General features: G+C 62.5%; 19 protein-coding genes. 9 read left to right on the top strand and 10 right to left on the bottom strand.

The window, feature by feature from the left end; translation table 11 throughout:
* Positions 1 to 100: 100 nt before the first annotated feature.
* The 4 genes from ispH to NKI01_RS16960 are packed head-to-tail and all read left to right on the top strand — an operon-like array spanning position 101 to position 3,233.
* Positions 101 to 1,105: a 4-hydroxy-3-methylbut-2-enyl diphosphate reductase gene (gene ispH, locus NKI01_RS16945; RefSeq protein ID WP_023716927.1), complete on the top strand. Its 1,005-nt coding sequence runs from the start codon at positions 101 to 103 to the stop codon at positions 1,103 to 1,105.
* 5 nt (positions 1,106 to 1,110) lie between these two features.
* Positions 1,111 to 2,073 (top strand): homoserine kinase, encoded by a 963-nt coding sequence (locus tag NKI01_RS16950; protein WP_023716928.1) that lies wholly within the window; start codon positions 1,111 to 1,113, stop codon positions 2,071 to 2,073.
* On the top strand, positions 2,070 to 2,597 hold the full coding sequence (rnhA, locus tag NKI01_RS16955) for a ribonuclease HI (RefSeq protein ID WP_023716929.1): 528 nt from the start codon (positions 2,070 to 2,072) through the stop codon (positions 2,595 to 2,597). The genes NKI01_RS16950 and rnhA overlap by 4 nt, the downstream gene beginning before the upstream one ends.
* Positions 2,598 to 2,639: 42 nt before the next feature.
* On the top strand, positions 2,640 to 3,233 hold the full coding sequence (locus NKI01_RS16960; protein ID WP_023716930.1) for a histidine phosphatase family protein: 594 nt from the start codon (positions 2,640 to 2,642) through the stop codon (positions 3,231 to 3,233).
* A 5-nt stretch (positions 3,234 to 3,238) separates the two neighbouring features.
* Here NKI01_RS16960 and NKI01_RS16965 read toward each other — a convergent pair whose 3' ends face one another.
* The 3 genes from NKI01_RS16965 to NKI01_RS16975 form a co-directional block, all read right to left on the bottom strand.
* Positions 3,239 to 3,718, bottom strand: a complete 480-nt coding sequence (locus NKI01_RS16965; RefSeq protein WP_023716931.1) for a DUF2938 domain-containing protein — start codon at positions 3,716 to 3,718, stop codon at positions 3,239 to 3,241.
* 146 nt (positions 3,719 to 3,864) lie between these two features.
* The gene (locus NKI01_RS16970) at positions 3,865 to 4,365 is read right to left on the bottom strand and encodes a peroxiredoxin (protein ID WP_352589027.1); all 501 of its coding nucleotides are present in this window, start codon (positions 4,363 to 4,365) and stop codon (positions 3,865 to 3,867) included.
* 83 nt (positions 4,366 to 4,448) lie between these two features.
* On the bottom strand, positions 4,449 to 5,255 hold the full coding sequence (locus NKI01_RS16975; RefSeq protein ID WP_023716933.1) for a protein-disulfide reductase DsbD domain-containing protein: 807 nt from the start codon (positions 5,253 to 5,255) through the stop codon (positions 4,449 to 4,451).
* Positions 5,256 to 5,402: 147 nt separating this feature from the next.
* Between NKI01_RS16975 and NKI01_RS16980 the strand changes: the two genes are divergently transcribed.
* Positions 5,403 to 6,011 carry a YqgE/AlgH family protein gene (locus tag NKI01_RS16980; protein ID WP_023716934.1) on the top strand — a complete coding sequence of 203 codons (609 nt, stop codon included), beginning with the start codon at positions 5,403 to 5,405 and terminating at the stop codon, positions 6,009 to 6,011.
* Between the two features lie 23 nt (positions 6,012 to 6,034).
* Here the strand turns inward: NKI01_RS16980 and NKI01_RS16985 are convergent, their stop codons facing one another.
* The 4 genes from NKI01_RS16985 to thrC are packed head-to-tail and all read right to left on the bottom strand — an operon-like array spanning position 6,035 to position 12,242.
* On the bottom strand, positions 6,035 to 8,923 hold the full coding sequence (locus NKI01_RS16985; protein ID WP_023716935.1) for an EAL domain-containing protein: 2,889 nt from the start codon (positions 8,921 to 8,923) through the stop codon (positions 6,035 to 6,037).
* Positions 8,924 to 8,925: 2 nt separating this feature from the next.
* The gene (locus NKI01_RS16990; protein ID WP_023716936.1) at positions 8,926 to 9,522 is read right to left on the bottom strand and encodes a GNAT family N-acetyltransferase; all 597 of its coding nucleotides are present in this window, start codon (positions 9,520 to 9,522) and stop codon (positions 8,926 to 8,928) included.
* Between the two features lie 15 nt (positions 9,523 to 9,537).
* Positions 9,538 to 10,830 carry a M16 family metallopeptidase gene (locus NKI01_RS16995; protein ID WP_023716937.1) on the bottom strand — a complete coding sequence of 431 codons (1,293 nt, stop codon included), beginning with the start codon at positions 10,828 to 10,830 and terminating at the stop codon, positions 9,538 to 9,540.
* 14 nt (positions 10,831 to 10,844) lie between these two features.
* Positions 10,845 to 12,242, bottom strand: a complete 1,398-nt coding sequence (gene thrC / locus NKI01_RS17000) for a threonine synthase (protein WP_352846083.1) — start codon at positions 12,240 to 12,242, stop codon at positions 10,845 to 10,847.
* Positions 12,243 to 12,369: 127 nt separating this feature from the next.
* On the opposite strand from thrC, the gene NKI01_RS17005 reads away from it, so the two are divergent.
* Positions 12,370 to 13,074, top strand: coding sequence for a hypothetical protein (locus tag NKI01_RS17005; RefSeq protein WP_352963969.1), 705 nt, complete (start codon positions 12,370 to 12,372; stop codon positions 13,072 to 13,074).
* A 38-nt stretch (positions 13,075 to 13,112) separates the two neighbouring features.
* On the opposite strand, the gene NKI01_RS17010 is transcribed toward NKI01_RS17005, so the two are convergent.
* Positions 13,113 to 13,802 carry an HAD family hydrolase gene (locus tag NKI01_RS17010; protein ID WP_352639125.1) on the bottom strand — a complete coding sequence of 230 codons (690 nt, stop codon included), beginning with the start codon at positions 13,800 to 13,802 and terminating at the stop codon, positions 13,113 to 13,115.
* A 180-nt stretch (positions 13,803 to 13,982) separates the two neighbouring features.
* Here NKI01_RS17010 and NKI01_RS17015 point away from each other — a divergent pair, with 180 nt between their 5' ends.
* A complete protein-coding gene (locus NKI01_RS17015) occupies positions 13,983 to 15,116 on the top strand; it encodes a site-specific DNA-methyltransferase (protein WP_023716941.1) in 1,134 nt (377 codons plus the stop codon).
* Between the two features lie 65 nt (positions 15,117 to 15,181).
* On the opposite strand, the gene NKI01_RS17020 is transcribed toward NKI01_RS17015, so the two are convergent.
* Positions 15,182 to 15,793, bottom strand: coding sequence for an HAD family hydrolase (locus NKI01_RS17020; protein WP_352639127.1), 612 nt, complete (start codon positions 15,791 to 15,793; stop codon positions 15,182 to 15,184).
* 11 nt (positions 15,794 to 15,804) lie between these two features.
* Positions 15,805 to 16,917, bottom strand: a complete 1,113-nt coding sequence (gene mutY, locus NKI01_RS17025; RefSeq protein WP_352963971.1) for an A/G-specific adenine glycosylase — start codon at positions 16,915 to 16,917, stop codon at positions 15,805 to 15,807.
* A 56-nt stretch (positions 16,918 to 16,973) separates the two neighbouring features.
* Between mutY and NKI01_RS17030 the strand changes: the two genes are divergently transcribed.
* Both NKI01_RS17030 and NKI01_RS17035 read left to right on the top strand, forming a co-directional pair.
* A complete protein-coding gene (locus tag NKI01_RS17030; RefSeq protein WP_352716265.1) occupies positions 16,974 to 17,474 on the top strand; it encodes a DUF721 domain-containing protein in 501 nt (166 codons plus the stop codon).
* Between the two features lie 129 nt (positions 17,475 to 17,603).
* Positions 17,604 to 18,350 carry a DsbA family protein gene (locus tag NKI01_RS17035; protein ID WP_352963973.1) on the top strand — a complete coding sequence of 249 codons (747 nt, stop codon included), beginning with the start codon at positions 17,604 to 17,606 and terminating at the stop codon, positions 18,348 to 18,350.
* Position 18,351 lies beyond the last annotated feature (1 nt).

An 18,351-nucleotide genomic window follows, 5' to 3' on the forward strand; every position in this document is an offset into this window, starting at 1 on the left:
CACTACCCTTGACAGGGCAGGGCCGCACACCTCATTTCGCGCCTTGAGCTCAGAAGTCATAGTCCGATCAACCGGCCTACAATCAGCGTAAGATGCAATCATGCTTCAGACAAAGCCACCGCTGACCATCCGGCTCTGCCAGCCGCGCGGTTTCTGTGCGGGCGTTGACCGTGCCATCCAGATCGTCGTGCTGGCGCTCAAGAAATATGGCGCGCCGGTTTATGTCCGCCACGAGATCGTGCACAACCGCTACGTCGTCGAAGGGCTGCAAAGCCTCGGCGCGGTGTTCATCGAGGAGCTCTCCGAGATCCCGCCCGAGCATCGCCAGAGCCCGGTCGTCTTTTCGGCGCATGGCGTGCCGAAATCGGTGCCGGCCGACGCCCGGTCCCGCAACCTGTTCTATCTCGACGCGACGTGCCCGCTGGTCTCGAAAGTCCACAAGCAGGCAATGCGCCATCAGCGGCTTGGCCGCCACGTGCTTTTGATCGGCCATGCCGGGCATCCTGAGGTGATCGGCACAATGGGCCAGTTGCCGGATGGCGCGGTCACTCTGATCGAGACCGAAGCCGACGCCGCAAGCTTCGTGCCCGCAGACCCGCGAGCGCTCGGTTTCGTCACCCAGACGACGCTGTCGGTCGAGGACACCGCCGGCATCATCCGCGCCCTGCAGCAACGTTTTCCCGAGTTGCACGCGCCGGCGGCGGAATCGATCTGCTATGCCACCACCAATCGCCAGGAGGCGGTCAAGGAAACAGCGGCCGGCGCCGATCTCTTCCTGGTCGTCGGTGCGCCTAACTCCTCCAACTCACGGCGGCTTGTCGAAGTGGCCGAACGCGCCGGCGCCTCGATGTCGCTTCTCGTGCAGCGCGCCTCCGAAATTCCGTGGAATGACATTGCCGGCATCTCGACACTCGGCCTGTCGGCGGGCGCCTCGGCGCCGGAGATCATCGTCGACGAGATTGTCGATGCCTTCCGGCAGCGCTTCGACGTAACCATCGAGTTGGCCGTGACGGCGACGGAGACGGAGGATTTTCCGGTGATGCGGGTGTTGCGCGATGTCGAACTGACGGCAGCCGACATGGCCTTCGTCAACGGGGCTGCGTAGCAACGATGGCGGTCTACACCGACGTCAATGAGGGCGAGCTCGGCGCGTTCCTCAGGAACTATCCGGTCGGCGATCTCTTGTCCTACAAGGGCATCGCCGAAGGCACCGAAAATTCGAATTTTCTGCTGCACACCAGCAGCGGCTCCTACATACTGACGCTTTACGAGAAGCGCGTCGACAAGGCTGACCTGCCGTTCTTTCTGGGCCTCATGGCCCACCTCGCCAGAAAGGGCATTTCGTGCCCGCTCCCGGTCACCGCGCAGGATGGCGGTGTGATCGGAACGCTTGCCGGCCGGCCGGCGGTCATCATCACCTTCCTTGAGGGTCTATCGCTGCGGCGGCCGACAGCTGGGCATTGCGGCGAGGTCGGCAAGGCTCTGGCGGCACTGCATCTCGCCGGCGCGGATTTCCCGATGACCCGCCCCAACGCCCTTGCCATCGATGGCTGGCGCAAGCTGTGGAACGCCGCCCACGCCCGCGCCGATGAGGTCGAGCCGGGATTGGCGGCCGAGGTCGATGCCGATTTCGCCGATTTCGAGCGGAACTGGCCGAACGGTCTGCCGCAGGGCATCATCCATGCCGATCTTTTCCCGGACAATGTATTCTTCCTCGGCGAGAAACTGTCCGGGCTGATCGACTTCTATTTCGCCTGCAACGACCTCTACGCTTATGATGTTGCCACGTGCCTCAACGCCTGGTGCTTCGAGAAGGATTTTTCCTTCAATCTGACCAAGGGCACGGCGTTGCTTGCCGGCTACCAAAGCGTGCGGCCGCTGAGCAGCGACGAGAAAGCGGCGCTGCCGATGCTGGCGCGCGGTTCGGCGCTGCGCTTCATGCTGACCCGGCTCTACGACTGGCTGACGGTCCCGGACGGCGGGCTTGTGATGAAACGCGACCCGACCGAATATATCCGCCGGATGCGCTTCCATCGGGCGATCAACTCTCCTTCCGAATATGGACTAACATGACCAAGCGCGTTGAAATCTTCACCGATGGTGCCTGTTCGGGCAATCCCGGGCCTGGCGGCTGGGGCGCGATCTTGCGCTTCAACGGTGTGACGAAAGAACTGTCGGGCGGCGAGGCTGCCACCACCAACAACCGTATGGAACTGTTGGCGGCCATCTCGGCGCTTAATGCGCTCAAGGAGCCCTGCGCCGTCGATCTTTATACCGACAGCAACTATGTCAAGGACGGTATTTTCAGCTGGATCGACGGATGGAAGCGCAACGGCTGGAAGACGGCCGCCAGGCAGCCGGTGAAGAATGCCGAGCTGTGGCAGCAGCTCGATGCAGCGCGTAACCGCCATCAGGTCACCTGGCATTGGGTCAAGGGCCATGCCGGCCATCCCGAGAACGAGCGCGCCGACGAATTGGCGCGGCTCGGCATGGCGCCATTCAAGAAAGGGCTCGTCAAGACTGTGGCACCAGTACCAGGTTCGCAGTCAAAGCAGCCGACGACCACAAAGGCGCGGCGCTCGACCCAAAGCTATTGAATTCCGGCTGCGGGTCCGCTCTCTGGCAGGAAGAGCTCTATCATGCCGATCGCATACTACATCACGCATCCCCAGGTTCAGGTCGATGCCAACGTTCCAGTGGCGGAATGGGGACTATCCGACCTCGGGCGAGCGAGAACATCGGCAATGCTCGATCAGCCGTGGGTTGGGTCGATTCGGCGGATCGTGTCATCGGGTGAACGCAAGGCGATAGAAACCGCCGAGATACTCGGAAGGCATCTCCGCCTTGCGATCGAGGTGAGGGAAGGGATGCATGAGAATGACCGATCGGCAACCGGTTTCCTGCCGCCTTCCGAGTTCGAAGCGGTCGCCGACCAATTCTTCGCCAATCCAAACAGCAGCATTCGTGGATGGGAGCGAGCTATCGATGCCCAGCGTCGTATTCTAAGCGAGGTAGACACTGTGCTAGGCACCGACGCCGCTGTCGACGTCGCATTCATAGGTCACGGAGGTGTCGGAACGCTCCTGCTGCTCTCTTTGAGCGGTCGGGAAATCAGCCGCGAGGCGGATCAGCCAGCGGGCGGCGGGAACTACTTCGCATACGATACCGGTGCGCGTCGCGTTATCCATGGATGGCAGCCGATCGACAGGCCGGCGCAGCGCCGCGACGGCTGACTTGGCTATCGGATGAGCAGGGCGGTGCCGAACAGTCCGAGCGCGAACACCGTGTGCGACACCAGATTGAGGGCGCGGACCTGCATTGGATTGGGGCGCTTCGAAGCGGCCCAGCCGGCACCCATGCCGGGCGCCAGCAGAAACCAACCGGCGCCGACGGTGACGATGCCGAGGATAAAGGCCGGCAGGAAGGTCGGCGCGGTGAGCCAGCCCGTTCCGGCCAGCACGACCAGTATGATGCCGTAGACGATGCCGACAGCATAATGAAAGGCCCAGCCAAGTGCAGATTCATGCGCATAGGGCGAGGCCTCGCCAATGTCGTCATGGAAGACCTTGCCTTCCCTGAGATGCCAGACCCAGCGGCCGACCAGCCCCCAGTTCGGCCGCGGCTGAGCAAACGCCTTGTTCAGGAAAATCGCCCAGATATCCATAAGCGCGGTTGCGCCGATACCGATCGCGACAGCGCGCCAAAAGATGTCAGACATAACCGAGGTCCCAAAAAGCAAGCAGTCCCGAAGCGCCGACGCATGGCCCTGAAAACCGGGTCGGCTTTCGGAAGGATCATGCGCCGATGAAAAGGCGGCATCCTTTGAACGCGTAGCGCTCGAAGGCGCCCTTTGTCATCCCTGGCCTAGGCTGTCGCCAAGACGGAAAGCTGTCCGAGAATGTGAGCCGCACCGGACTCGTCGACGCCGGGCTTTGTCTCGACATTGAGTGCGGTGACCTTGCCGTCATCGACGATCATCGAAAAACGCCTCGAGCGCAGCCCCATGCCGCCGCTGGAGAGGTCGGCGTCGAGGCCGACCGATTTGGCGAAATCGCCATTGCCATCGGCAAGATAAAGTATTTTGCCTTCACCGCCGCTGAAGCGAGCCCAGGCTCCCATGACGTGAACATCGTTGACCGAGACGACGGCGATAGTGTCGACGCCGCGCGCCAGGATGGCGTCGTAATTATCCAGGTAGCCCGGCAGGTGATTATTGCTGCAGGTCGGCGTGAAAGCGCCTGGAACGCCAAACAGCACGACCGTCTTTCCTGAGAATATCTCGCCCGTCGTGATCGGCTTTGCACCGTCGGCGGTCATTGTTTTGAAGGTCGCATCCGGCAGTTTGTCGCCAACGGAGATCGTCATGATGGTCCTCGCTTGAGAATGGAAAGGGAGTGTCCTTGCGATAGCGAACTAAGGCGCGCCCGGCAACCGTCCAGACGTTGGCATCACGGAAAAGGCAGCAGGCCTTCGACCGCGCCAGCGGCACTTGTCAGTGTGTAGTGAAGGCCGCCATCGGTTGGCGTTGTCGACGGCCTGTCGAGGATCGGCACCGTAAAGATCAGCTTGCCATCCTTTTCGCTGCGGGTCGGGGCACCGAACATGTAGTCGCGTTCGCCGGCAACGAAGAAGTCGGCGGCCTCGGGAGTGCCCGGAAAGCTCGCTTCGACAATCAGGGTTTCGTGATCGCCCGGCAGTACGTTTATTCCGAAATCGGGCGTTGCCGTGGCGGGCAGAGTTGCAAGGCCTGCCTTGACCAGTGCCGCATCCTCGGCGTTGTCGGGATCGGCGCCGGGATCGATGGTCAGCCTTGTCTGCACCGGGATGCAGATGGTTTCGCAAATGCCGAGGAAGATGTCCGCATCGATGACGGCCGGCTGGCCGGGTGCAGCAAGCGTGAACGTCACCGGCAATGAAACCGGGTGGTCGTAGCCGGCCCATTTGCCATAGCCGTCATCGTGGCGCTGCGGCGGCGGAAACGAAAGCGTCGCGTCGGCAATGTTGGTGCTGGCCGAGATGTCGATCTGTGGCGGCACGCCCGCATCGCCCGGATCGCGCCAATAGGTCTTCCAGCCTGGCTTCAGCGCAATGTCGAGGACACCTTGGAGACGCCCGGCCTCGTCGGCTTTGCCGCTCGTCACCAGCCGCACCCGGCCGCCTTCGCTATTGTACCAGGCCGACGAGGAGGCTGAGGCGGGGAGGCAGGTCGCCGACCCAATGGCCACGCCAAGCAGCAGGATTTTCAAGCTTTGCATGGCAATTATTTGATCGTCTGTTGATGGCCGCACAATGATTTCATGACGCCGCCGGCATCATATTTGCGTGACCTTTGACTTATGAGCCTGATCAAATCGGGCGCCGCCCATCTTTTCGGCGCCCTGGAAACGCGTTACGCTGTGGTCATGGATTTGTTGCGTCATAAAAAGACGGCCGCAGGACCCGGCTTTCTCGACGACCAGTTCCTGATTGCCATGCCCGGCATGAAGGACGACCGCTTCACGCGCTCCGTCATCTACATTTGCGCGCACAGCGACGAAGGCGCGATGGGGTTGATCATCAACCAGACGCAGCAGATGCTGTTTCCGGACCTGCTCGTGCAACTCGGGATCATGAACGAACTGGAGGCAATTCGCCTGCCGCCGCCGGCGCGCGACTTCGTCGTGCGCAATGGCGGACCGGTGGATCGCAGCCGCGGCTTCGTCCTGCATTCGGGCGACTACCGGGTGGAATCCTCGCTCGCCGTGTCCGACGACGTCTGCCTGACTGCGACCGTCGACATATTGCGCGCCATCTCCTCCGGCCGCGGACCCCGGCGGGCTCTGATGGCGCTCGGCTATGCCGGCTGGGGTGCGGGTCAGCTTGAAAACGAGATCGTCGAGAATGGCTGGCTGACTTGCCCGGCTAGTGCCGAGCTTCTGTTCGACGCCGACATCGACCGCAAATACGACCGGATCCTTGCCTCGATCGGCATCGATCTCGCGCATCTCAGCCTGGCTGCCGGTCACGCCTGAACCTCATTACGTCCCGAAATTTGTCACGCCTGAGTGAGCGGATACTGTTCCTTCAGCGTCTTCAGCACCTGGTCGCCCGGCATCGGCGCTCCGAACATGAAACTCTGCACGTATTCGCAGCCCATCTGCCGCAACTCCAGCGCATCGCTCTCGTCCGAAATGCCTTCGGCGACAACCGACAGGCCGAGTTCATGCGCCATGTTGACCATGGATTTGAGCAGCACCGCGCGTTTCGGCGTCGCGTCGTCGACGAAGCTCTTGTCGATCTTGATGGTGTCGAACGGAAAGCGCGTCAGATAGGCCAGCGATGAATAGCCGGTGCCGAAATCGTCCAGCGACAGGCCGATGCCAAGCTGCTTCAGCTTGGTCAGCACATGGGCGGTCTGCTCGGGATTGTCCATCACCAGCGATTCGGTGAGTTCGAGCCGGAAGCAGCGCGGTTTCAGATTGGCCCGCGCGATCACCGAGCGGACGTCGCTGACCAGGTCGCGGCGGATGAGCTGACGGCTGGACAGATTGACCGAGACCGAGAGCGGCGCATCGCCGATCTGCTTTTGCCATCCTGCTAGGTCTTCGGCAGCCTGTTGCATGGCAAACAGGCCAAGCTGCACGATCAGGCCGCAGTTTTCGGCGACCGGGATGAAATCTGCCGGCGGGATCATGCCGCGACGCGGATGGTCCCAGCGCAGCAGCGCTTCGAAGCCGGCAACGCTGCCGTCCTCCAGCCGCACGATTGGCTGGTAGGCAAGCGTGAATTCGCGTCGTTCGATAGCGCGGCGCAGATCGGACTCGAACTGCAGCCGGTCGGTGCCGACGGTGCGGAAGGCTGGCCGGAACGGCTCGATCCTGTCGCCGCCGAAGCGCTTGGCTTGATGCATGGCAAGCTCGGCGTCCTTGACCATGTCCTCAGCCGAGGTCTGCGTGGAGGTCCAGGTGATCAGCCCGATCGAGGCGGTCAGCACGATCTCGCGCTTGGCGAAGGTGATCGGGTTGTTGATGGCGTGCTTGATGGCATCGGCAATGGCCGCGATGCGAGCCGGATCCTGCTCCGACAAAAGCATCAGCGCGAACTGGTCGCCGGCAAATCGCGACAGCGAATCCTTCGGCTTGAGCAGCCGGTGCAGCCGCCGCGCGATGGTCAAAAGGATGGTATCGCCGGCCGAGATGCCGAGCCCGTCATTGACCTGCTTGAAGCGGTCGATGTCGATGACGAAGACGGTCGGGCGCACCTTCTCTTCGGTACGGGCGATCGAGATGATCGCCTCCAGCCGGTTCATGAACAGCTCGCGGTTGGGCAAGCCGGTCAGATTGTCGTGCACGGCGTCGTGCAGCAGCCGTTCCTCGGATTTCTTCTGCTCCGTCACGTCGACCATGGTGCCGACGCAGCGGATGACCTCGCCGTCCGAGCCGATCACCGGCCGGGCACGCAGCGAAAACCAGTGATAGTGCCCGTCGGCGCCGCGCAGGCGGAAGTTTTGCGACACCCGGCCGCGCCGGTGCTCGAGCACCACGTCGAGCGTCGTGCGAAACGTGTCGCGGTCGTCGGCATGCAGCACCGGCAGCCAGTTGCGGGCAGGGCCGCCGAGGCTGTTCGGCGCAAGGCCGAGCTGAATGCTGACGTCGGGACGAGTGACGACGCGGTCGCGCAGCACGTCCCAGTCCCACACAGTATCGCCCGATCCGGCAACCGCCAACGCCTGCCGCTCGAGGTCGGAGAACAGGCCCTGATGCAGGGCGCCGCCGGCAAAAGCGTGCTGCATCACGGTGAAGCCGATCAGCAGGATGATGAGGATCAGCCCACCGCCGAGCGCCGGCTGGGCGATATCGTTGTCCAGCATGCCGGTGATTGCCATCCACGATCCGCATAGCCACAGCAGAACCATCACCCAACTGGGCACCAGCATGATGGCGCGGTCGTAACCGCGTATACCGAGGAAGATGATCAGGCCGAGCCCGGTCAGCGCGGTGGCTGCGAAGGACAGCCTGGCAATGCCGGCGGCAACCGCCGGATCGACGATGGCAACGCCGGCGATCAGCACCAGCCCGAGGATCCAGACCAGTGCGCCGTAGCTGAAATGGCCGTGCCACCGGTTGAGGTTGAGATAGGCAAACAGGAACACCACGAAGGTCGCCGCAAGCGCCACCTCCGTTCCGGCGCGCCACATCTGCTCATTGCCCGGGGATATTTCTATGATCTTGTTGAGAAAGCCGAAATCGACGCAGATATAGGCAAGCACCGCCCAGGCTAGGGCCGCCGTCGCCGGGAACATCGAGGTCCCCTTGACGACGAAAAGAATGGTCAGGAACAGCGCCAGCAGGCCGGCGATGCCGATGACGATGCCACGAAACAGCGTGTAGGAATTGACGGAGTCCTTGTAGGATTCGGGGTCCCACAGATAGACCTGCGGCAGCTTGGGCGAGGCGAGCTCGGCGATGAAGGTAATCACCGTTCCGGGGTTCAGCGTCACCCGGAACACGTCGGCGTCTGGGCTGGTCTGGCGGTCGAGCGCAAAGCCTTCGCTGGGCGTGATCGCGGCGATACGGGTCGAGCCGAGATCCGGCCAGAACAGGCCGGAATTCACCAGCCGGAAATGCGGTGCGACAATCAGCCTGTCGAGCTGCTGGTCGGTGGTATTGGCGAGCGCGAACACCGCCCAGTCGCCGGTCGAGCGCGCGTCATTGGCCTCGACCTCGATTCGCCGCACGATGCCGTCCGGGCCGGGTGCCGTTGAGACCTGGAAATTCTCGCCCTGGTTGCGGTAGATTTCAACGGCACCCGAAAGGTCGAGCGCCACGTCGTCGCGGGCAATCTTGATCGGTTCGACCGCAAACGCCGAGGATGCCGCGCAGAGCGTGACGATTGCCGCCAGCATAAGGGCAAGCAGCGACCCGTTGCGCAGAAAATTCGTCAAAATCAGCCCTTTGTTCCAACGCCCGGCGGATCGTCCGCGATTCGGGCGTATAGGTAATGGTCCTGCCAGATGCCGTTGATCCTGAGATAGGATCGTAGCAGTCCTTCGCGCCGGAATCCGGCTTTTTCAAGCACGCGGATCGACCGGGCGTTATCGGGGATACAGGCAGCTTCGATCCGGTGCAACCGCAGCGTTTCGAAGGCGAAACGCGTCACCACCTTGACGGCATCGGTCATCAGGCCGCGTCCGCTGAAGCGCTCGCCGATCCAGTAGCCGATATGGCCGCTTTGGGCGACCCCGTGGCGGATATTGCCGAGGGTGATACCGCCGGCAAGCTTGCCGCTGCTTTTCTCGAAGATGAAGAAGGCGATCGCCGTCCCCTGCGCATAGTCCTCGCGGTAGCGGCCGATACGATGCCGCCATGCGGTGCGGTCGAGCTCGTCAGGGGTCCATCGCGGCTCCCACGGCTCAAGGAAGGCACGGCTTTCGCCGCGCAGCACCGACCACTCGCGATAGTCGTTGGTCAGCGGCACACGCAGCGTGACAAGGTCGCCCTTCAGTGCCGGCAGGTCGCGGCGAAAGAAAGGGAGCGCGAACACGACGCTCGAATAAGCTTAGACGGCAAGCTTACGGGCAGTGGTCTGCGAGCCCGAAAGCGAATCGAGGATCGCTTCATAGGGCGCGAGCGTACCCACCGGCCCGACGGCTGTAAGCGTCGGCTTCGTCGAAAAAAGCCGCGACGACAGATCCGTCAGCCGCTTGACCGTCAGCGCCGACAGCCGCTCCATCAGCTCTTCCTTGGCGATCGGCCTGCCGAACAGAAGCAACTGCCTGGCGATCTGCGAGGCGCGGCTGGCCGGGCTCTCGGCCGACATGATCAGCCCGGCGCGGTATTGGGCACGCGCCCGGTCGAGCTCCTCCTGCAGGATGTTTTCGCCGGCCTTTTGTAGCTCGTCGATGATCACAGGCACCAGCTCGGCGATATCGCTTTGTCCGGTTGCCGCATGGACCCCGAAGACGCCGGTGTCGGAAAAACCCCAATGGAAGGCATAGACCGAATAGCACAGGCCGCGTTTTTCGCGGACTTCCTGGAAAAGCCGCGACGACATGCCGCCGCCGAGGATCATCGACAGGACCTGAGAGGCATAGAAATCGCGGACGTGATAGGCACGGCCCTCGAAACCCAGCACGATCTGGGCGTCCATCAGGTCGCGGTCTTCGCGAAAATCGCCGCCGACATATTGCGCATATTGCGGGATGGTGCCGTCGGCCTTGCCGCGGAAGCCGCCGAGACGCTTTTCGACCTCGCGCACGAAATCGTCGTGCTTGATGTCGCCGGCTGCCACCATCACCATGTTCTCGGCGCCGTACTGCCGTTCGATGAAGTCGTGCAGTTGCTTCGAAGTGAAGGATTTGACGGTTTCCGGCGTGCCGAGAATCGAGCGGCCGATAGTCTGGTGGCGGAAGGCGGTCTCGGTAAAGTGATCGAAAACGACATCGTCGGGCGTATCGTGCGCGGCGCCGATCTCCTGCAGAATCACATGCTGTTCGCGCTCCAGCTCCTGCGGATCGAATTCGGAGTCCTGCAGGATGTCGGAAAGGATATCGACCGCCAGCGGCACATCGTCGCTCAGAACCCTTGCATAATAGGAGGTCGTCTCGACGCTGGTCGCGGCATTGATCTCGCCGCCGACGTCCTCGATCTCCGAGGCGATCTCGAAGGCGCTTCGCCGCCTGGTGCCCTTGAAAGCCATGTGCTCGAGCAAATGCGCCATTCCGTGCTCTTCGTCACGCTCGTTGCGTGCGCCCGACTTGACCCAGGCACCAAGGGCAACAGATTCGAGGCTTGGAAGGGTTTCGGTGGCGACTGTCAGGCCGTTCGACAGACGGCTTACCTCAACACCCATATGGCAATTACTCCCTAACGCGCCGCCCGCGTGTGGCGGCCGACATAATCTTCCACCATTTTCAGGTCGGATGGAAGTACCGTGTATTTTTCCTCGGCGCTCATCAACCCGCCCAGCCATGCGGGGAGGGCAGGCGACACGCCGCTGGCGGCTTCGACGGCCGCCGGAAACTTTGCCGGGTGCGCAGTGCCCAGCACCACCATTGGCACCTCACCGGCGGCTTTGCCAGTGGCCACATGCACGGCTGCGGCGGTATGCGGGTCGAGCAGGTAGCCACTCGCCGCAAGTGTGGTGCGGATTGTGGCGGCGACCTCGCCCATGGTGGCGCGGCCGGCGTCGAATTCGGAGCGGATCTTGGCGATTTCGCCGGCCTCGATGGTGAAGGCGCCGGACTGCTTGAGCCCGTCCATGTAGCGCCGCACGGTCGAGGCATCGCGGCCGGACGCCTCGAACAGCAAGCGTTCGAAGTTCGAAGACACCTGGATGTCCATCGAGGGCGACGTGGTCGAAAAGACCCCTTTCATGCGGTATTCGCCGGTCGCCAGCATGCGCGCCAGAATATCGTTGTCGTTCGTGGCTATGATCAGCCGCTCGATCGGCAATCCCATCTTCTTGGCGGCGTAGCCGGCGAAAATGTCGCCGAAATTGCCGGTCGGCACCGTGAAGGAAACCGGCCTGTCGGGCGCGCCAAGCGACAGCGCGGAGGAGAAATAATAGACGATCTGGGCCATGATGCGGGCCCAATTGATCGAATTGACGCCGGATAGCGACACCCGGTCGCGAAAACCGTGGTCGTTGAACATGTCCTTCACCAGGCCTTGGCAGTCGTCGAAATTGCCTTCGATCGCCAATGCGTGGACGTTTGCGGCGGTCGAGGTCGTCATCTGCCGCTGCTGCACCGGCGAGACGCGGCCGTGCGGGAAAAGCACGAAGATGTCGGTGCGGTTGCGCCCGGCAAAGGCATCGATGGCGGCCCCTCCGGTGTCGCCGGAAGTGGCGCCGACAATGGTGGCGCGCTGGTCGCGCTCGGCCAGCACATGGTCCATCAGCCGCGCAAGAAGCTGCATCGCCACGTCCTTGAACGCGAGCGTCGGGCCGTGGAACAACTCGAGCACGAAGCTGTTCGGCCCGCTCTGCACCAGCGGGCAGACGGCCTCATGGCGGAAGGTCGCATAGGCTTCGCGCACCAGCCGTTCGAACACCGGCGCCGCGATCTCGCCACCGAGGAACGGCGACAGCACGCGGATTGCAAGATCGGGATAGGCAAGGCCGCGCATGGCGCGGACCTCTGCTGCGGAAAAATGCGGCCAGGCGCTCGGCAGATAGAGCCCGCCGTCGCGGGCCAGCCCGGCCAGCACCGCGTCGGAGAATCCAAGCGCGGGCGCTTCCCCGCGGGTACTCACATATTGCATCGTCACGTTTCCATTGCTGCGGGAATCTTCGCCCGCCGTAAGGTGGTGGATTTCTGCGCTGGCTCAGTCGCATTTTTGCCGCGCGGTTGATATACGTCACCGGCTTTGCGAGAGGGAAGTGCAGTTCATGGCGTTTCATTCATTCAACGGTCGTTTTGTCGCGGGTCTGGCGCTCACCGGCTTTATGCTTGCTGCCGCAGGCTGCCAATCGAGCGACAATGGCATTCTCGCCTTCGGCAAGAAGGATACGACGCCACCACCGCCACCCGACCCCAAGGTGCTTTCCAGCCAGCTGCAGGCCTATTGCCCGAAAGTGACGTTGCGTGACGGCACCGCCTTCTTCAATCTCTACGCCAAGAGCGGTCCGAAGCCGAAGAAAAAAACCGATGTTGCCGCCGAGGATGCCCAAGCCGCCCAGCCGGCAGCGGACGCGGCAGGCGTCGATCAGCCGGACGATTCCGCCAAGATCATCTATCAGGCTTCGATCACCGATGTGACCCGCGACTGCAGCCGCGCCAACGGCTCCTTGTCGATGAAGATAGCCGTTGCCGGCAAGGTCGTGCCTGGTCCGATGTTCGCCCCCGGTACCATCACCATGCCGATCCGTATCGCGGTGATGCACGGCACCGAAGTTCTCTATTCGCAGCTTCACTCCTATCAGGTTCAGGTTACCGATCCCTCGAGTGCCACGCAGTTCGTCTTCACCGATTCCAACGTCGTCGTTCCGGAGCCGACGGCGCGGGACTACCAGGCATTTGCCGGGTATGACGAGGGCGCTCCGAAAGGGGCGTCGGACAAGCCGAAGAAGAAGAAAGCCGCCGCGACCAACTGAGCCGGTGCATTCGCGCCACGGCGGTTGGAGGCGGCCTCTCAGGCGTCCGCCGACCATTCCGACAGCGCGGCGATCACGCTTTTCAGTTCCGCCCAGCGGCGGATGACCGTTTCGGCACCGGCTTCGGTCAGCGCATCGGCGTGGCCGGGATAGCTGTGCGCCGCGCCGGTGAAGCCGATGACGCGCATTCCCGCCGTCTTGGCGCCGGTGACGCCATGCACGGAATCCTCGATGACGAAGGTGTTCGCAGGATCGGCCTTGAGCTTTTCCGCGGCGAACCGGAACACGTCCGGCGCCGGCTTGGTTTTCCCGGTCGGCGTTTCCAGCGACGAAAAGATACGGCCGGCAAAGAACGGCAAAAGCTGCACCTTCTCCAGCATGAATTCGATCCGCTCCGAACGCGAATTCGAACAGACGCAGCGCGGCACCGTTACCGCGGCGACAGCCTCGTGCGCCCCGTCGATGGCACGCACGTCGCTGCGCAGCCGGCGATCGACCAGCTGTTCCTCCTTGTCGATCAGGGAGGCCTGGAACGGGATCCGGGACTTTTCCTCGACCCGCATCATGATGTCCTTGAAAGTTAGCCCGGCATAGACCTCGGAAATCTCCTCCGCCGATATCTCATAGCCGGCCGAGGTCAAAAGCTCGGCATCGATGCGTGCGGCGATGATTTCGGAATCGACGAGCACGCCGTCGCAATCGAAGATGACAAGGTCTGGCTGGGGCATGGTGATCCGGAAAGCGGGATGAAGGGAATGCCAAGAGGCCTTTGGTCCAAACGGCTCAGGCGGCGCGGCATACACCAACAGGCCGGGCTTCGCAAATTCGGCAGTATGCTTCACTGAATATTTACGCTGATCGGTAACCATAACGGATAGTAAACAGTAACGCGTGCCTTGGGTGTCATAATGTCTGCCGTGCGTCTTCTCGACGAGCTTTCCGATGCTCCCCAGCAATCCGAGTGGCTGGATACCATCCTGAAGGGCGACTGCGTCGCCGCGCTCGAACGGCTGCCGGAAAAGTCGATCGACGTGATCTTTGCCGATCCGCCTTACAATCTGCAGCTCGATGGCGATCTGCACCGGCCCGACCAATCCAAGGTCGATGCCGTCGACGACCATTGGGACCAGTTCGACAGTTTTGAGGCCTACGACGCCTTCACCCGCGCCTGGCTGCTGGCGGCGCGCCGCGTGTTGAAGCCCAACGGTACGATCTGGGTCATCGGCTCCTACCACAATATTTTCAGGGTCGGCGCCAAGATGCAGGACCTGGGCTTCTGGATCCTCAACGACGTCGTCTGGCGCAAGACCAATCCAATGCCGAATTTCCGTGGCCGCCGTTTCCAGAATGCCCATGAGACGATGATCTGGGCATCGCGCGACCAGAAGGGCAAGGGTTATACCTTCAACTACGAGGCGCTGAAGGCGTCGAACGACGACATTCAGATGCGCTCCGACTGGCTGTTTCCGATCTGCACTGGCGGCGAGCGCCTGAAAAACGACAATGGCGATAAATTGCATCCGACGCAGAAGCCGGAAGCGTTGCTTGCCCGCGTCATGACGGCATCGACCCGGCCCGGCGACATCGTGCTCGATCCCTTCTTCGGTTCAGGAACCACCGGTGCGGTGGCCAAACGGCTTGGCCGCCACTTCGTCGGCATCGAGCGTGAGCAAGCCTATATCGATGCCGCCATGGAACGCATCGATGCGGTCCGGCCGCTGGACGGCGCCAATTTGACAGTGCTGACCGGCAAGCGCGCCGAGCCGCGCGTCGCCTTCGTCACCCTGCTCGATAATGGCCTGGTGGCACCCGGCGCCACGCTCTACGACGCCAAGAAGCGCTGGGCGGCCAAGGTGCGTGCCGACGGCACGCTGGCGATCGGCGACAGTGCGGGGTCGATCCACAAGATCGGCGCCGAGGTACAGGGGCTGGACGCCTGCAACGGATGGACCTTCTGGCATTATGAGCGCAGCGGAGGCCTGACCCCGATCGACGAGCTTCGCCGCATTGCGCGGCTAGGCATGGAACGGGCAGGGGCCTGACGGTTTCTGAGTTGCGACAGATCAGTTAATGCGAAGGCTCAGCCAGTCCCTGGAAGCGATTCAAATCACACTTTAATCCCAAGACGCTCAAGGTCCGCCCTGAGCGTCTTTGCATCGGTGAACAGCACCGACTGCCAGCCGGCCGCCTTGGCGCCGTCGACATTCTTCTGGCTGTCGTCGATGAATAGCGTGGCTGACGGTTCGAGGCCGAACGCGGCGACGTGGTGATCATAGATGGCGCGATCCGGCTTGATTAGCCCGATCTCGGCTGACACGGTGATGCCGCGCGGGCGCTCCAGGAACGGAAAGCGGTCGCGCGCTTCGCGGAACGTATCGTCAGCCCAGTTGGTCAGCAGCGTCACGTCATGGCCCGTGTCGATCAGGCGCTCCATGATGGCTACGCTGTCATTATAGGCATGCGGTGCCATTTCGTGCCAATGGCGGCGGAAATTGCGGATATTCTGTTCGTGATCCGGGTACTGGGCGATCAGGAGCGTCTCTGCCTCTTCCCAGGTCCGGCCGCGATCCTGCTCGATGTTCCAATCATGCGTGCAGACATTGTCGAAGAACCATTTCCGTTCGTCAGGATCGGGGATCAAGCGGCTGAAGGGCAGGTTCGGATCATAGTGGATCAGCACTTTGCCAATGTCGAAAACGATGTGGCGGATTTCGGACATTCTTCTCTCTTTCAATGCGGCCGCTGCTTCTTCGTCGCGCCCGGTATCGCCGCTTCGATTACCTTTTTCATGACGGTCGGCAGCGCCTCCCCGGAAATTTCATGGGCCAGCGACCAAAAATGCCCGGCCGGGGCGACGCTGTCGGTCTCCGCCTTGAACACGTCGAGTTCGAGCGCAAAATGGGTAAAGACATGGCCGATGCGTCCGGCCTGCCGCCAGTCGCCGGGGAACGGGGCTGCCGCTTCCGTTGTGGCGCCGTCGATGCGCGCCGTCCAGCCGGTCGTTGGCACCTCAGTCATGCCGCCGAGCAGGCCTTTATCCACGCGCTTGCGTAAAAGGATGGCGCCGTCGCCCCTGACGGCGACGAAGGCGGCGCCGCGGCGCAAGGGTTTCTCGGTCTTGGGCAGGCGGACCGGAAAGCGCTCGGGATCGCCCGAGATTGTGGCGCTGCAATCCTGCCTGACGGGGCAAAGCATGCAGCGGGGCCGGCGCGGCGTGCAGATCGTCGCGCCCAGGTCCATCATCGCCTGCGCGAAGTCGCCGGGCCTTGTCCCGGGAACCATGTGCTCGACATGGCTGCGTATCTCGCCCTTGGCTTCGCCCAGCGGCGTGGCGATCGAAAACAGCCGTGAGACGACCCGTTCGACATTGCCGTCGACGACGGCGGCTGGTCGGTCGAAGGCGATCGCCGCGATCGCCGCTGCCGTATAGGCGCCGATACCGGGCAGTTCCTTCAAGCCGGTCTCACTGTCCGGAAAGCGGCCGCCTAGCCGCGCGACGAGATCGGCGCAAGCCTTGAGGTTGCGGGCGCGAGAATAATAGCCGAGCCCGGCCCAGGCCTTCATGACGTCTTCGATCGGTGCCGCCGCCAGTGCCTCGACAGTTGGCCACTTCTGCACGAACGCCCGGAAATAGGATTTTACCGCCTCGACCGTGGTTTGCTGCAGCATCACCTCGGAAAGCCAGACCAGATAGGGATCGGGCTGCGCGCCGCTTGCCAGCGCGCGCGGCGGAACACGCCAGGGCAGGTCGCGGTGATGCGCGTCGTACCAGCCAAGCAGCCGGAACGCGATCTCGCCATTGTCTCCGGATACGGCCTTGCGGGTCTGGTCGTGCAGTGCCATTGATCGAGGGTCGGCCCTAATCCACTGGTGCTGAAGCTGGTGACTGGAGAACGCACATGGCAGGGAAAAGGCCCTTCGGCAATCCCGTTCCGGTGAGCGATCTCGCAACCGAGATCCTCGACCCGGTGCTGCGCAAGCGGGCCGGCATGTCGATCGGGCTGGTTCAGTCGTGGGAAGAGATTGCCGGGCCGCGGCTTGCCGGCCGCTCGCGCCCGGAAAAGATCCAGTGGCCGCGCCGCATGCACGAGGACGATCCGTTCGAGCCGGCGGTGCTGGTGATTGCCTGCGAGGGTGTGGCGGCACTGCATCTGCAGCACGAGACCAGCGAGATCATCAACCGGGTCAATGCGTTTCTCGGCTTCAATGCGATCGGCCGGATCAGGATCGTGCAGAAACCGGTAATGGCGGGCAAGGAAAAGCCGAAACCCAGTTTGCGGCCGCTGACCGTGGCCGAGAAGGCGAAGCTGTCGGGCACTGTCGGTTTGATCGAGGACGACGGGCTGCGCGCCTCGCTGGAGCGGCTTGGCGCCACCATTCTAGGCCAAAGGAAGCCGTAATCTCGCGCTATCGTGATGGCATGCCCGGATTTGCCGATTGGAATAGGGGTGGCAATGCCTTAATTCGCGCCAACTCTCGCTTTTTGTAGCCTTTGCATTGCAAAATCCAACTATTGCCAGGTGATTCGTATGATCCGTTCCTTGTCCCGCAGAAATCTCTTGTCGTCGCTCGCCGCCATACCAGCGGTGGCGCTGCTTGCCGCCTGCAGCGATTCCGGCGAGAAAGCCGAGGCGCAGGATGTGAAGCCTGCGGCTCCCTCCGATCCGACGAAACCGGCGGAACCTGCGAAGCCGGCCGCTCCAGCCGCTGCCAAAGCGCCTGAAGCTCAGGGCACGGTGGATATGACGGCCGTGTTGAAGCCGGGCGCGCTGCCCGACATGCAGCTTGGCAAGGACGACGCAAAGGTCACCATCGTCGAATATGCATCGATGACCTGCCCGCATTGCGCGCATTTCGCCGAAACTACATTCCCGGAGCTGAAGACGAAATATATCGACACCGGCAAGGCCCGCTACATCCTACGCGAATTTCCGTTCGACCCCAGCGCCGAGGCCGGTTTCATGCTGGCGCGCTGCTCCAAGGACAACTATTTCCCGATGGTCGACGTGCTGTTCAGGCAGCAGGCGAACTGGGTTGGTGTGAACAATACCAAGGACGCACTGCTGCAAATCGCCAAGCTTGCCGGTTTTACACAGGAGTCCTTCGAGGCCTGCTTGACGGACCAGAAACTTCTGGACGATGTGAGATCCGTCCAGAAGCGCGGCGCCGACGAATTCAAGGTCGATTCCACACCGACCTTTTTCATCAACGGAAAGACCTACAAAGGGGCGATGTCGATTGCGGAAATGTCGGCCATCATCGACCCTCTGCTCTGAC

The sequence above is a fragment of the Mesorhizobium sp. M0815 genome (genome assembly GCF_040319995.1).
GTDB lineage: Bacteria > Pseudomonadota > Alphaproteobacteria > Rhizobiales > Rhizobiaceae > Mesorhizobium.

What these genes read in the sequence shown, in the direction of transcription:
- ispH (WP_023716927.1), top strand. Translation starts at nt 101, where the DNA reads ATGCTTCAGACAAAGCCACCGCTGACCATCCGGCTCTGCCAGCCGCGC.
- NKI01_RS16950 (WP_023716928.1), top strand. Translation starts at nt 1,111, where the DNA reads ATGGCGGTCTACACCGACGTCAATGAGGGCGAGCTCGGCGCGTTCCTC.
- rnhA (WP_023716929.1), top strand. Translation starts at nt 2,070, where the DNA reads ATGACCAAGCGCGTTGAAATCTTCACCGATGGTGCCTGTTCGGGCAAT.
- NKI01_RS16960 (WP_023716930.1), top strand. Translation starts at nt 2,640, where the DNA reads ATGCCGATCGCATACTACATCACGCATCCCCAGGTTCAGGTCGATGCC.
- NKI01_RS16965 (WP_023716931.1), bottom strand. Translation starts at nt 3,718, where the DNA reads ATGTCTGACATCTTTTGGCGCGCTGTCGCGATCGGTATCGGCGCAACC.
- NKI01_RS16970 (WP_352589027.1), bottom strand. Translation starts at nt 4,365, where the DNA reads ATGACGATCTCCGTTGGCGACAAACTGCCGGATGCGACCTTCAAAACA.
- NKI01_RS16975 (WP_023716933.1), bottom strand. Translation starts at nt 5,255, where the DNA reads ATGCAAAGCTTGAAAATCCTGCTGCTTGGCGTGGCCATTGGGTCGGCG.
- NKI01_RS16980 (WP_023716934.1), top strand. Translation starts at nt 5,403, where the DNA reads ATGGATTTGTTGCGTCATAAAAAGACGGCCGCAGGACCCGGCTTTCTC.
- NKI01_RS16995 (WP_023716937.1), bottom strand. Translation starts at nt 10,830, where the DNA reads ATGGGTGTTGAGGTAAGCCGTCTGTCGAACGGCCTGACAGTCGCCACC.
- thrC (WP_352846083.1), bottom strand. Translation starts at nt 12,242, where the DNA reads ATGCAATATGTGAGTACCCGCGGGGAAGCGCCCGCGCTTGGATTCTCC.
- NKI01_RS17005 (WP_352963969.1), top strand. Translation starts at nt 12,370, where the DNA reads ATGGCGTTTCATTCATTCAACGGTCGTTTTGTCGCGGGTCTGGCGCTC.
- NKI01_RS17010 (WP_352639125.1), bottom strand. Translation starts at nt 13,802, where the DNA reads ATGCCCCAGCCAGACCTTGTCATCTTCGATTGCGACGGCGTGCTCGTC.
- NKI01_RS17015 (WP_023716941.1), top strand. Translation starts at nt 13,983, where the DNA reads ATGTCTGCCGTGCGTCTTCTCGACGAGCTTTCCGATGCTCCCCAGCAA.
- NKI01_RS17020 (WP_352639127.1), bottom strand. Translation starts at nt 15,793, where the DNA reads ATGTCCGAAATCCGCCACATCGTTTTCGACATTGGCAAAGTGCTGATC.
- mutY (WP_352963971.1), bottom strand. Translation starts at nt 16,917, where the DNA reads ATGGCACTGCACGACCAGACCCGCAAGGCCGTATCCGGAGACAATGGC.
- NKI01_RS17030 (WP_352716265.1), top strand. Translation starts at nt 16,974, where the DNA reads ATGGCAGGGAAAAGGCCCTTCGGCAATCCCGTTCCGGTGAGCGATCTC.
- NKI01_RS17035 (WP_352963973.1), top strand. Translation starts at nt 17,604, where the DNA reads ATGATCCGTTCCTTGTCCCGCAGAAATCTCTTGTCGTCGCTCGCCGCC.